General features: G+C 71.6%; 7 protein-coding genes. 3 read left to right on the top strand and 4 right to left on the bottom strand.

Translation table 11 applies throughout. The features are described 5' to 3' along the window. Window positions 1-162: 162 nt before the first annotated feature. Window positions 163-1,143 carry a MaoC/PaaZ C-terminal domain-containing protein gene (locus ABZX90_RS27480; protein WP_355209054.1) on the bottom strand — a complete coding sequence of 327 codons (981 nt, stop codon included), beginning with the start codon at window positions 1,141-1,143 and terminating at the stop codon, window positions 163-165. A 347-nt stretch (window positions 1,144-1,490) separates the two neighbouring features. Here ABZX90_RS27480 and ABZX90_RS27475 point away from each other — a divergent pair, with 347 nt between their 5' ends. After that, the gene (locus tag ABZX90_RS27475) at window positions 1,491-3,470 is read left to right on the top strand and encodes a long-chain fatty acid--CoA ligase (RefSeq protein WP_355209051.1); all 1,980 of its coding nucleotides are present in this window, start codon (window positions 1,491-1,493) and stop codon (window positions 3,468-3,470) included. A gap of 144 nt (window positions 3,471-3,614) precedes the next feature. Here the strand turns inward: ABZX90_RS27475 and ABZX90_RS27470 are convergent, their stop codons facing one another. Next, a complete protein-coding gene (locus tag ABZX90_RS27470; protein WP_010986243.1) occupies window positions 3,615-3,818 on the bottom strand; it encodes a cold-shock protein in 204 nt (67 codons plus the stop codon). A gap of 343 nt (window positions 3,819-4,161) precedes the next feature. Between ABZX90_RS27470 and ABZX90_RS27465 the strand changes: the two genes are divergently transcribed. Next, window positions 4,162-5,010, top strand: a complete 849-nt coding sequence (locus tag ABZX90_RS27465) for a menaquinone biosynthesis protein (RefSeq protein ID WP_351124441.1) — start codon at window positions 4,162-4,164, stop codon at window positions 5,008-5,010. A gap of 100 nt (window positions 5,011-5,110) precedes the next feature. Further along, on the top strand, window positions 5,111-7,000 hold the full coding sequence (locus ABZX90_RS27460) for a serine/threonine-protein kinase (protein ID WP_355209143.1): 1,890 nt from the start codon (window positions 5,111-5,113) through the stop codon (window positions 6,998-7,000). A 27-nt stretch (window positions 7,001-7,027) separates the two neighbouring features. Here the strand turns inward: ABZX90_RS27460 and ABZX90_RS27455 are convergent, their stop codons facing one another. After that, complete coding sequence (locus ABZX90_RS27455) at window positions 7,028-7,630, bottom strand: hypothetical protein (protein ID WP_355209047.1); 603 nt, start codon at window positions 7,628-7,630, stop codon at window positions 7,028-7,030. Window positions 7,631-7,683: 53 nt separating this feature from the next. Beyond that, the gene (locus ABZX90_RS27450; protein WP_355209044.1) at window positions 7,684-12,249 is read right to left on the bottom strand and encodes an FtsK/SpoIIIE domain-containing protein; all 4,566 of its coding nucleotides are present in this window, start codon (window positions 12,247-12,249) and stop codon (window positions 7,684-7,686) included. Window positions 12,250-12,320 lie beyond the last annotated feature (71 nt).

Below are 12,320 nucleotides of genomic sequence, written 5' to 3'. Positions count from 1 at the left end.
CTAGGAAGGGTGTCTGAGGGTGGGATGAGGGGCTGCTTGAAACCACCTTGGGTGACTGGGTGTGGACTGTGAGAGCTTTCTCAACGCGGTTGCCTCACCTGGCAGTTGACGGTGACGGGCATTCGCCGCGAGGTCTCCCGTCATGCGGTGTTCGCCCGAAGTTCACTGGCTCCGCGCGCGAAGCGGCCGCACGTCGCCGGTCAGATGGACGCGGTCGCCCCCGCGGAGCTCGAACGAGGGCCCCCGCGCCGCGTACGTCACCGTCCCGGGGAGCGGCACCGGCGCCCTGAACTCGGCCCGCACCTCCACCGCTTCCTGCGGCCCGTACTCGGCGAGGCAGCGGGCGACGGTCCACATCCCGTGCGCGATGGCGCGCGGGAAGCCGAAGAAGCGGGCGGTCAGGGGGTGCAGATGGATGGGGTTGCGGTCTCCGGAGACGGCTCCGTAGCGGCGGCCGACGTCCCGCGCGAGGCGCCATTCGGCGACGGCGGGCAGCGGTTTCCGGTCCTCGCTCCCGGCGGCCTGCGGGGTGTTCGGCGAGGCCCCCGACGGGGTTCCTCGTGTGGCGCCGCGCGGATCGAAGTGCGGAGCTTCGGGCGGGGCCGCCCGTGAGGTGTTCCGCAGGGCGCGGTCGTGGGGCCGGTGCCGGGCGAGGTAGGTGCTCCTCGACTCCCATACGAGCCGGCCGTGGGCCCGCGCCTCGGTGAGCACGGTCGCCTCGGTGCCCCGCCGGTGCGGCGTCAACGTCTCGACCAGCACCCCGAGTTCGTACTCCGCGGTCGCGGCGGGCGCCTGGTGCCGGGTGATCTCGATCGATGTGTGCACCAGCCCGAGCAGCGGCAGCGGGAACGCGCGCGCCGTCATGATCCGCATCGCCAGCGGAAAGGCGAGCACGTGCGGATACGTGACGGGCAGGGCGTCCGCGCCGGTCGCGAACCCGCACACCCGCTCGTACGCGGCGAGGTGGGCGAGATCGACCCGTACGCCGGCGAGGGCGAGCCGGGTGGCCGGGACGGGGGCGTCCGGGCGGGGGCGCTTGAGGGGGGAGAGCAGGGCGCCCCGGGCCAGCAGCGGGGTGAGGGAGGGAGAGGCGGCGAGGGTGCGGGTCCGTGGCTCGGGGCGGACGGGCGGCTGAGTGCGCATCGGGTTCTCCGGGCGGGTCGGGAGAGTGCGGTGCCGGCGAAGCTCGGGCAGCGGTCGGGCATGGTCCGGCTCCCAGCGCGGACATGAATTTACTCTGGAGTAAGTTACCCAGGGTAAGGCTACGTCGGAGTGAGGAGGAGGTCGAGATGAGTCACCGCCGTCTCCGGAAGTTCATGGTCCCCGCGGAAAGGGCAAGGGGTGCCGCGAGAAGGCACAGCTACCCCGGGTAACCCGCACTGCGCCCGCCCCAAAGCGACACAAACCCCACACTCGGGCGCCGTAGGATCCCCGTCTCACCGGGTTGCCGAGACCCTCCTGAACTCCCCACTCCCCAGGGTCGTATGAGGATGCGCGCCCCCGCGTCCCGCCGAGCCCGCACACGCCTTGCACCCGCCCCGGCCCCCAGGCCGACAAGGAGCCGCCTCGTGTCCAGCCCGTATTCCCTCGACTCCGTCCCGCCCCTTCCGGAGCCCGAGATCCGGAAGCTGGACGGCGTCGTGCGCGAGGCCGCGGTACCGCCGATCGTGGGGCAGGTGACGCACGGCTCCCTCGCGGACATCCCGTTCGACAACGCGGCCGCGGCCCCTCGGGAGCCGGTCCTCAGCCGGAAGGCGCCGGACGGCGGCTGGACTGACGTGACCGCCGCCGAGTTCGCCGACGAGGTCCTGGCGGTGGCCAAGGGGCTGATCGCGGAGGGGCTCGTGCCGGGCGACCGGATAGCCATCATGGCCCGGACGACGTACGAGTGGACACTCCTCGACTTCGCCGCCTGGGCCGCGGGTCTGGTCACCGTGCCCGTCTACCCGACCTCCTCCGTCTTCCAGACCCGCTGGATCCTCCAGGACTCGGGAGCCGTCGCGCTCGCCGTGGAGTCCGGCGCGCAGGCCGCGTCGCTCGGACCCGAGCGGGAGCACATCCCCGACCTGCGGCACATGTGGGTCTTCGAGAAGGGGCATGTGGAGCGCCTCGCGGAACTCGGGCGCGACGTCCCGGACCAGGAAGTGTCCGTACGGCGCGGGGTGCTGGGCCCCGACACCGTCGCCACCCTCATCTACACCTCGGGCACCACCGGCCGCCCCAAGGGCTGTGTGCTGACCCACGGCAACTTCTTCGCCGAGATCGACAACGCCGTGGAACTGCTCTACCCGATCTTCAAGGCCCGCACCAAGGAGCCCGCCTCCACCCTTCTCTTCCTCCCCCTCTCGCACGTCTTCGGCCGCATGGTGGCCGTGGCCTGTCTGCGGGCCCGGGTGAAACTCGGCCACGCCCCCAGCCTCCAGACCGAGGACCTGCTCGCGGACCTGGCCTCGTTCAGACCGACCTTCCTGCTGGCCATCCCGTACGTCCTGGAGAAGGTCTTCAACACCGGCCGCGCCACGGCCGAACGGATGGGCCGCGGCTCGTCCTTCGACCGGGCGGCGCGGATCGCCCAGAAGTACGGCGAGGCGGTCGAGGCGAAGCAGCACGGCACCGGACCCGGCCCCGGCCGGGGCCTGCGCGCGGCCCGCGCCCTCTACGACCCGCTCGTCTACCGCCGCATCCGCAAAGCCCTCGGCGGCAGGGTCCGTCACGCCATCTGCGGCGGCTCCCCGCTAGGCCGCCGGCTCGCCGCTTTCTACGCGGGCGCCGGGATCGAGATCTTCGAGGGGTACGGCCTGACGGAGACCACGGCCGCCGCGACCGTCACACCTCCCCAGAAGCCACGCCTCGGCACCGTGGGCCGGCCCCTGCCCGGCACCCGGGTGCGGATCGCCGCCGACGGGGAGGTGCTGCTGAACGGCGGACAGGTCTTCCGCGGCTACTGGGACCCGCACGCGGGCGGTGTGGTCGACGCCGCGCCCGACGGCTGGTTCGCGACCGGTGACATCGGCGAACTGGACGACGGCGGCTACCTCGCCATCACCGGCCGCAAGAAGGAGATCCTGATCACCGCGGGCGGCAAGAACGTCGCCCCGGCGCCCCTGCAGGACTGGCTCCGCTCCCATCCGCTGATCGCCCAGTGCATGGTCCTGGGCGACCGCCGCCCGTTCGTCTCCGCCCTCGTCACCCTCGACCCCGAGGGCATCACGCACTGGCGCCGGATGAACGGAAAGCACCCGGTTCCCGCCGAACTCGTCATGGACGACCCCGAGTTGCTGGCCATCCTGCAACGCGCGGTCGACGAGGCCAACAAGCTCGTGTCGCGCCCCGAGTCCATCCGCCGCTTCACCGTCCTGCCCGTCGACTTCACCGAGGAGACCGGCCACCTCACCCCCTCGATGAAGCTGCGGCGCGCGGCGATCGAGAAGGACTTCAGCAAGGAGATAGAGGCCCTGTACGCGACGTAGCGGCGCCACCCGACCCGCCTCGCAGAGTTGCACCGGCTGACCGGGCGGAACGAAAGGCAGGAGCCCCGCGACCGGCTGGCGCGGGGCTCCTTGGGTACTGCTATCCGTTCCGGATCAAAGCATTGGGCTCATGGAGCCGAAGGCTTAGAGCGGGGTGACGTTCTCCGCCTGCGGGCCCTTCGGACCCTGCGTGACGTCGAAGGAAACCGACTGGTTCTCTTCGAGAGAGCGGAATCCGCTCGCGTTGATCGCGGAGTAGTGGACGAAGACGTCCGGGCCGCCGCCTTCCTGGGCAATGAAACCAAAGCCCTTTTCGGCGTTGAACCACTTCACGGTTCCGGTAGCCATAAGCCCTCCTTGGGCCCAAAGGGTTGCCCTGCTCCAGAACCTGCGATTGTGTAAACAACTGCATACGTCTGAAAACGACGAGAGCCCGCGGTCACATGCTCCGCAGGCTCTGTACTGCAAGGGAAACCAAACTGCAACTTGCGGCGAGCCTAGCACGCAGGCAGCCGAAAGCAATAGAGGCAAAGATCACGTCATCCGGACGGGTGGCCCGCCCGGGCGAGGGGTCTGACGTGCGTCGACTTCGTGGTGTCACAACCGTTGACACGAGGGGTCCGGATGGTTTCCACCAGCACACGCCGACCCTGGAGCCCGCACCGTGGCGCATGGGGTCTAGCCTCGCGATGTGGACAATTCTCGCACCCGGCCGCGCGTCGGCCACATCCAGTTCCTGAACTGCCTGCCCCTCTACTGGGGGCTCGCGAGAACGGGAACACTCCTCGACTTCGAGCTCACCAAGGACACCCCTGAGAAGCTCAGCGAGAAGCTGGTGCGAGGGGATCTCGACATCGGGCCCATCACGCTCGTCGAGTTCCTCAAGCACGCCGACGATCTGGTCGCCTTCCCGGACATCGCGGTCGGCTGCGACGGCCCCGTGATGTCCTGCGTGATCGTCTCGCAGGTCCCCCTCGACCAGTTGGACGGCGCCCGCGTCGCCCTCGGCTCGACCTCCCGGACCTCCGTACGGCTCGCGCAGCTGCTGCTGGCCGAGAAGGTCGGCGTCCAGCCCTCGTACTACACGTGCCCGCCCGATCTGAGCCTGATGATGCAGGAGGCCGACGCCGCCGTCCTCATCGGCGACGCGGCGCTGCGCGCCAACCTGCTCGACGGGCCGAAGTTCGGTCTCCAGGTGCACGACCTCGGCGCGCTGTGGAAGGAGTGGACGGGCCTGCCGTTCGTCTTCGCCGTGTGGGCCGCCCGGCGCGACTACCTGGAGCGCGAGCCGCTCGTCACCCGCAAGGTCCACCAGGCCTTCCTCGCCTCCCGGGACCTCTCCCTCGACGAGGTCTCCAAGGTCGCCGAGCAGGCGGCCCGGTGGGAGGCCTTCGACGAGGCCGTCCTGGAGCAGTACTTCACGACGCTCGACTTCCGCTTCGGCGGCCCGCAGCTGGAGGCCGTACGGGAGTTCGCGCGCCGGGTCGGCTCGACCACCGGGTTCCCGGCGGACGTGAACGTACGGCTCCTCCAGCCGTGAGCCGCCGATCGTCACGGCTCCGATAGTTACGGGGCCGCGGGCGCGCACACGACTACGCTGCTGGGCAGTGTGTACGGGGGAGGGGTGAGCCGTGGGTGCCATGCAGCCGCTCGGAGTCGACGAACCCACTGTCGTGGGGCCCTACCGGCTGCTCGGCCGACTGGGGTCGGGCGGCATGGGGCGCGTGTATCTGGGACGCAGCGCGGGCGGGCGTACGGTCGCGGTCAAGATCGTGCATCCGCATTTCGCGCTCGACGAGGAGTTCCGCGCCCGTTTCCGCCGCGAGGTCGACGCCGCGCGGCGGGTGGGCGGCGCGTGGACGGCCCCCGTCCTGGACGCGGACCCCGAGGCGCCGGTCCCCTGGGTCGCCACCGGCTACGCGGCCGGCCCTTCGCTGACGGCCGCCGTCGCGGACGGCGGACCCCTTCCGGTCCACTCCGCGCGCGTCCTCGGTGCCGGACTCGCCGAGGCGCTCACGGCGGTGCACGCGCTGGACCTCGTCCACCGCGACGTCAAACCCTCCAACGTGCTGCTCACCCTCGACGGCCCGCTCCTGATCGACTTCGGCATCGCCCGGGCCACGGACGGCACCGCCTCCCTGACCTCGACCGGCGTCTCGGTCGGCTCCCCCGGCTACATGTCCCCCGAGCAGATCCTCGGCAAGGGCGTCACGGGAGCCGCGGACGTCTTCTCCCTCGGCGCGGTCCTCGCGTACGCCGCCACCGGCGAGCCCCCCTTCCCCGGCGACTCCTCCGCCTCCCTCCTCTACAAGGTGGTGCACGAGGAGCCGCGACTCGACTCCCTGGAAGGCGAGTTGCGCGAGCTGGTCGCGGCCTGCCTGGCCAAGGAACCGGCGGCGCGGCCCACTCCGGGCGAGGTGGCCGTCCGGCTCGCACCGCAGGGCGCCGCCCGGTTGGTGTCGGCGGGCTGGCTGCCGGGCTCCCTGGTGGAACAGGTGAGCCGAAGTGCCGTACAGCTGCTGAACCTTGAGGCGACCGGGGCCGCGGAGGCCACGCCCTCCGGGCCGGTTGGTTTCAGCAGCCCGTCGGTCGAGGCGGGCCGAGCGGTAGGGACCGGTGCCGGGACGGGTGCCGGGCTCGGCGGGGCGCCGTCCGGCGGGGCGGGCTCCGGAGAGGTGGGGGCCGGGGTGAGGGGCGCCGGGGTGCCGGGTTCGGGCGGGGGCTTCGGGCCCCCTCCGCCGGGCTTCGGGCCGCCGCCCGCGATGCCTCCCTACGTACCGCGGCAGGGCGAGGACGGGACCGCGGGGCCCCAGGACGCCGTACACCGTGAGGGGACGTCGGACCCGCGCACGGCCGACCGGCCCGGCAAGCTCTCCGTCAGCGTGGCGGCGACCTCCGCGCCGGGGGCCGGCGGACAGGGCCGCAGGATGAGCTGCACGGTCGCACTCGCCGTCGCGGGAGCGCTGGCGGCGGTGACCGTGGGGTCCGCGTTCCTCTTCGACCTGCTGCCGGTCGGCGGCGCCGACGACAACGGGAGCGTCGCGGGCGGACGCCCGTCGGCGAGCCGGAGCGCCACCGGCTCCGATCCGTCGGCGAGCGCCACACGGCCTGGCTCCACGGCGAGCGCCCCGGAACCGGCCCCGACGAAGAGCGCGTCCGATCCGGGCGGCGAGCAGTCCACGATCCCGGCCTCCTACGTCGGCACCTGGGAGGGCGAGGGCCTCGGCCTCAGCGGAACCCTGCCCATGGGGACCTTCCGTGTCACCGTCCACCAGGCGGCCGTGGGACAGGAGTTGGGCACGTTCCGGCAGACCGACCAGATCGGTGGCATCTGCGACGACGTCCTCGTCCTCAAGAAGGTCACGAAGAGGCAGCTCGTCGCGACGAGCGTGGCCTCGGAGTCCAACCGGGACGTCTGTACGACGGGACGGCACGAGGTCCGGCTGACGCCCGTCGGCAGCGACCTCACGTACGAGACGGACAACGCCGAGGCGGGGGACCCGGTGGCCAGGATGACCAAGGTGGGCTGACCGGACGCCGGCCGGCCGGACCCCGGTTCAGCCGGCCGCCGTGCTCCGGCGGGCCTTGTCGATCCTGAAGAGCACGGTGAACAGCACGGCGGTGGCGAGCACCGTCGAGAGCAGGCCGACGGCCCAGACCCAGGGGTACTCGACGTGCACCCAGCAGGGCTTGCCCCGGCTGTAGCACCCGGAGTCCCAGTCGCGCCGGTGCTTGGGGCGCAAGCCCGCGAAGACGACCACCACCCACACGAAAGAGGTGGCGACTCCGGGCAGCGAGGCGAGCACCCAGCCGAGCGAGCGCAGCGGGTTCGTCTTCCACCGCGTCCGGCCGAGGGTCGCGATCACGGCGGCCAGGCCGAGGGGCCCGGCGGCCCCGACGACGGCCGCGAAGCCGTAGCCCCTGCCCGGCCAGGCGGGGGCCGCGGAGCCCCAGAGCTCGGTCCCCAAGGTCATGATCGTGAGCGCGAACCCGATGATCGCGGCCGCCACGGCCAGAAAGACTAGACAGCCGCCCCACGACTCCCTTCGGGACGCCTTCTCCCGCGCCTGCGCCCACGCGGACGGCCGCTGCCGCACGTGCTCGTAGCGCAGGGCCGCCCCGGCGGCCTTCCGCCGTCCGGGCTTCGCCGATCCGCTCACCCGCCCGCTCTCTCCTTCTCTCGCGCTTCTTCCGGTGGGTTGCTCCGACGGCCTCACATCGGCGTCGTCACCGTCAGTGGCTCGCCGTCGCCGAGGTGCAGCAGACCCTTGCCGGGTGCGACCGGTCCGCCGACCATGCTCCGGTTCGTCCGGATGCCGATCAGTTCGCCCGCGGAGGAGTCCTGCGGAGAGAGCAGGATGCCGCGGCGGCCCTTCTTCATCTCGACCTGCCAGCCCGAGAATCCGCTGCACACGTCCTCCTCGTCACCGGCGATGACCAGTCCGAGACCGCGTTCGGAGCCGCGTTGCACGATCCGCTTGAAGACCGTCTGGGCGTCGCAGTCCTCCAGGACCTCGCCGTCGTCGACCAGGACCACGATCGGCTCGTCACGCGTGGCCGAGTCGATCGCCTCGCGCAGGTCGTCGCCGTCGATGTCGTCCTCGTCGAAGACCTTCAACACGCCGTCCTGGCCGTCCAGTTCACGCAACGGCGACGGGCGCGGCGCGGCCACGACCAGTCGTACGCCCTGGGCCAGATAGGAGCGGGCCATGTTCATCAGCGTCGTACTGCGGCCGGACTTGGCCGGGCCGGCGACGACGAACGTCGGCACGCCCTGGGAGAGGTCCGGGCCGAAGCCCATGATGTCGTCGCCGCCGATGCCCACCAGGCTCCACAGTTTGGAGCGGGAGGCGTCCGGGTCGCGCAGCTCCCAGGCGTCGGTGAAGCCGATCCGGGTGGGCAGCACGTCGACCCGGAACGGGCGCCGGGCGCGCGGCAGTTCGGCGTCGCGGACCGCGGCGGCCTCGCCGATCGCCCCGATCGCCGCTGCCTGGCCCTGACCCGTGGAGTCCTCCGTGAGCAGGGCGAACTGGGTCTCGGTGCCGTGTTCGTTGCGGTAGCCGCGGCCGGGCGGGATCTCCTCGGGGATCTTGCGGGCGTTGATGCCGATCAGTGAGAAGTCGGAGCGGTCGGCGAGCCGCAGACCGTACTTGTCCTCGGTGAGCGAGCCGATCCGGGTGGAGAGGATCTGGCGGTCACCCGTCATCACCATGTGCAGGCCGACGCTCGCGCCCTCCCGCATCATCGCGGTGAGCTGGTCGGTCAGATCGCCGTGGTCGTACTCGCCGAGCGTCGGCAGCCAGCCCTCCCACCGGTCGAGCAGCACCACGATGTGCGGGAGCCGCTCGCCCTCCGGCACCGCGGCCCGCTGCTCGCCGATGTCCGCGAAGCCCTTGTCCGCCAACAGATCTTGTCTGCGGGTGAGTTCACCCTTGAGGCGGGCGATCAGGCGGACCACGCGCTCGGTCTGGTTGCGGCCGACGACGGCGCCGCAGTGCGGCAGCCGGGTCAGCGCGTTGAGCGCGCCGTTGCCGCAGTCGATGCCGTACAGGTGGACGTCGGCCGCCGAGTGGGTACGGGCCAGCGAACCCGCGATCGTCCGCAGGATCTGCGAGCGGCCGCTGCGCGGAGCGCCGCCGATGAGCAGATGCCCGAAGGAGGCGAAGTCCACCACGACGGGGCGGCGGGCCTGGTCGGCGGGCAGGTCCTCGACGCCGTACGGGGCGGGCGGCAGCTTGCCCGGACCGCCCGCGAACGCGGGCACCTGGATCTCGTCGAGCAGCAGCGTCTCGGAGAGCGCGGGCAGCCAGGGACTGTGCTGGGGCGGGATGCCGAGGGCCAGGTTGGCCTCGCGCACCGCGTCCACCAGCACCTTGAGGTCGGTGATCTCCTCCTCCTCGCGCTGCTCGGCCTTCGGCTTGACCAGCGCGGCCCGCCCGAGGTCCTCCCAGCCGAGCGGACCCGCCCAGGGCGCGAGCGCGGTCGGGTCGGCGGCCCCGGGGCGGCGGCCACCGACGCGGCCCGACTGGAACGGTACGAGCGAGGCGTGCCCGAGACGGACGTAGGCGCGGCCCGGTGTGCTCTTGGAGATGTGCCCGGCCTCGGGGGAGTCGATGACGTCGCTGGACTCGCCGCCGTCGGTCACGCGCAGCGCGATACGGAGGTTGGTGTTGGCCCGGATCTCGGGCGAGACGACACCGCTCGGCCGCTGGGTGGCGAGCAGCAGATGGATACCGAGCGAACGGCCTCGCTGGGCGATGTTGACCAGACCCGTCACGAAGTCGGGCAGGTCGCGCACCATGGAGGCGAACTCGTCGATGACGATGAGGAGTCGGGGCACGGACGCGTGCGAGGGATCACGGCGTACGAGGTCCTGGTAGTCCTCGATGTCCTTGGCGTCGGCGGCGGCGAGGATGTGCTCGCGCCGCTTGAGCTCCGCGCCCAGCGACTCCAGTGCACGCTCGACGAGATGGGCGTCGAGGTCGGTCACCATGCCGACGGTGTGCGGGAGTTTGACGCAGTCCTTGAACGCCGAGCCGCCCTTGTAGTCGACGAGGACGAACGTCATGTTCTCGGGAGTGTTGGCCACGGCCAGCGACGCCACGATGGTCTGGAGGAGCTCCGACTTGCCGGAGCCCGTCGTACCGGCGATCAGACCGTGCGGGCCGTCGCGCCGCATGTCGATGCCGAACGGACCGTCGTACGACTCGCCTATGACCGCCGTCGTCGACTGCCCGCCCATCCGCCAGCGCGCGGAGATCGCGTCACCGGTCGGCGGCTCCAGTTGCAGCACGTCGAGGAGTCGGCTGGCACCGGGAAGGGCCGAGTCCTCGGTCTCGCCGCTGATGTCGCGCAGCGGCGACAGGGCGCGCGCGAGCCGGGCGGACCAGGCCGCGGACACGAAGTCCGGCCGTACGTCCCTTACGCGGGCGATACCCGTCTGCTGGACGCGCAGCCGCAGTTCGAGGGCCTTCTGCGCGCCGGCCGCGGAGTCGTCGACTTCGGTGGCGTGCCAGGCGTGGAAGGAGGGGAAGCCGCCGGGGGCGGCCGGCGCGGTCCGGGCGGGCTGCTGCGCGGTCGCGTGCTCCTCGGGCTTCGGCTCCGCGATGACGATGGCCTGGCACTCGCCGGGCAGGAACCGCTCCTCGGCGTCCAGACAGATCGCGTACATGCACATGGCCGGGCCCTCGCGCAGCAGCCGCACCACACCCGGCATGGACCGCAGCCGCCTGGAACCGTCCCAGACGACGATGATGTCCGGGTCGCTGAACGAGGCCTTGTTGCCGTTCTGCCGGGCGGCCTTCTGGCGGGCGTCGAGGAGCTGGGTCAGCTCACCGATGCGGGCGCCGACGGTCTCGGCGTCGGTACCGATGAGGACGTTGGCGTCCTGGGCGCCCGCGGGGCGGCTGTGCGGCAGCCAGCGCACCCAGTCCCAGCTTCCCTGGCCGCTGTTCTCCGTCAGGACGTAGAACTGGACGTCCAGCGGGCTGTGCAGCACCGCGGTCTGCGCGACGGCCCAACGGCCCAGTGCCTGCGCCGAGTCACCGGGACCGGCGATGCCGATGACACCCCGCTCACCGAGCGGAAGGGCGACGGGGGCGTCCTCGATGGTCCAGGTGACCTGGCGCTTGTGGTCGTCCTGCTCCGGGTCGTCGAGCACCACTTCGGAGGGCAGTTGCCCGGTGCCGACCCGCAGCAGCAGATGGTCGGCGTCGGTGCGGCGCCGCTCCCACAGCCGGGTGCGCGGTCCGGTGCCCAGCGACAGCACGGTGGCCGGATCGGGGATCGCCCGACGCCGGTCGAGCCGCTCGGCGAGCAGGGCCTCCTGGGCGTCCTTCTCGATCCGGGCCTTGTGCTCGTTGTACTCCTTGACCTGCTTGGCATGGGACTTGCGCCCCTGCTTCTTGTCCATCAAGTAGTTGCCCAGCATGATCAGCGGGCTCAGCAGAGCCATGATCATGTAGTACCAGCGTCCGAACACCATCACCATGACGACGGCGGAGACCAGCGGGGTCAGGGCCATCAGCCAGGGCAGCGGACGGGCTTCGTAGTCCCGTACGGGGCTCGGCAGCCGGAACTTGGTTTCGCGGTCCGGCGGATGCAGCCGCGGCGGCCGGTTGTAGTCCAGCCCGGCACCGTCGTCCGACCACTTGAGCGCGGCGTCGGGTGCCGTGTAACGGTCCAGCTGGAGAAGGGTGTTGCCGACGGCGACCTCACTGCCGAGCGGCCACTCGTCGTCCTCGCGCTCCTCGATCGCCCCGCCGTCGAGGGTGACGCCGTCCTTGTCCCCGTGCACGGCGACGCGGCATGTTCCGTCCGTTGCAACTGACAACGTCAGTGCCCTTTGCGGAAGTTCGGGGTCGTCGATCCGGACGTACGACGACGCTCCGCCGCCGATGTCGTAGCGGCCGATCCCGAGCCGGTGCACGGCACCGGCTGCCGGACCGCCGGCCACCCGCAGTTCGACGAGCCCGGTCGGCTCGCCGGGCAGACACCCGGCGGGATCGTGCAGGCTGACTACGGCGCCTTCGCGCAGCGGCGAGGTGCCGATGGTCGCGGCCGGGTCGACGGGATACCCGTCGACGTACGCGACGGGAGCGCCGCCGGCCGCGGCTCCCTGGTGATGTCCGAGGGGAATGATCTGCGCGCCACCGCTGTAACCGACGTGCTCCGCCAGCTCCTTGGCGATGTCCCCCACCGAGGACTCGGGATCCGCATCAAGAACCACATCGGCGGTGGCGCCGCCGAGCGGGTCGACGACGGTCAGAGTCAGCCGCACGCTCGTCCTCCCCCAGACACCCGAGGCCGCTTCCGGAACGCGGGCCACAGTGCTCTCGACGATAGCCGCTC

Origin of the sequence: Streptomyces sp. NPDC002935, assembly GCF_040611295.1 — a bacterium.
Taxonomy (GTDB): Bacteria; Actinomycetota; Actinomycetes; order Streptomycetales; family Streptomycetaceae; genus Streptomyces.
Note: the sequence above shows the minus strand (reverse complement) of the source record. Positions and strands in the feature narration are given on the sequence as shown.